This window comes from Vibrio sp. 10N.261.55.F4 (genome assembly GCF_041470465.1).
Classification (GTDB): domain Bacteria; phylum Pseudomonadota; class Gammaproteobacteria; order Enterobacterales; family Vibrionaceae; genus Vibrio; species Vibrio crassostreae_C.
Genome location: NZ_JBFRMM010000069.1, coordinates 1 through 1,051 on the forward strand (window position 1 = coordinate 1; position 1,051 = coordinate 1,051).

General features: G+C 46.4%; 1 protein-coding gene. It reads left to right on the top strand.

The features are described from left to right. A partial coding sequence (locus AB4249_RS21865; protein ID WP_372104784.1) for an IS110 family transposase occupies nucleotides 1–921 on the top strand: 921 nt, incomplete at its 5' end. Nucleotides 922–1,051 lie beyond the last annotated feature (130 nt).

Consider the following 1,051-nt stretch of genomic DNA (forward strand, 5'->3'; position numbering starts at 1 on the left):
CGCTCTAAACTACTGACTACAATAGCAAATATGCCACTCATGCGTATAGGCGTTGAAGCGTGTGGTGGTGCACATTATTGGGCAAGAACACTCAATAAACTTGGGCACGACGTCCGTATCATGGCCGTTAAATACGTGGTTCCTTATCGAACTAAAGGGAAGAACGACCTTAATGATGCAGTCGCTATCTGCGAAGCTGTTCAGCGACCATCCACTCGCTTTGTACCCGTAAAATCACCAGAGCAACAAGCCATCTTATCGGTACATAGAATGAGAGAGCATTGGGTTCGTGAGCGCACCGCGCTTATGAATCGCATGCGCGCCCTACTTTCTGAGTTCGGGTTGATCATTCCCGTTGGTCGCTCTTCATTGATGAAACAGATTCCCTTAATGCTCGAAGATGCAGAAAATGAACTGCCACATCTCACAAGAACGGTGATTGCCGATGCTTATCACCACCTTGGAGAGTTGAATCAACGTATCGCCGATACTGAACAAGTCTTCGACTCTTTTGCTAAGGTCAGCGCTAATGTTCAACGAGTGATGAAGGTTCGTGGCATTGGACCGCAAACCGCTACTGCGATACTTGCTTCGATAGGCAATGGTTCTCAATTTGATAAAAGCCGTGATTTCTCTGCTTGGCTAGGACTAGTACCAAAGCAATATTCCACAGGAGGAAAAACTCGCTTAGGCCGAATAACCAAACACGGTGATAAATACTTACGAACACTATTAGTTCATGGCGCAAGGACCGTGATTGCCAACCTTGGCGACAAGCAAGATAAGCTAAGTCAGTGGTGTCGAGGCGTTCTAGAACGAAGAGGAATGAACCGAGCAATAGTGGCACTGGCCGCGAAGAACGCACGAATTATATGGTCGCTTTTACACAATCAAACCGAATATGAAAACTATGCTGCTTAAGTAGAAACCTAAGCAGCATAGAGAGTTAAACCCACCGGGTCATTGCAGACGCTAATGATGGAGATAGGTTAAGACCACTTGCGGAGAGCCTGTTAATGCGGCGGACACACTAGATGTCATCTAACGAATA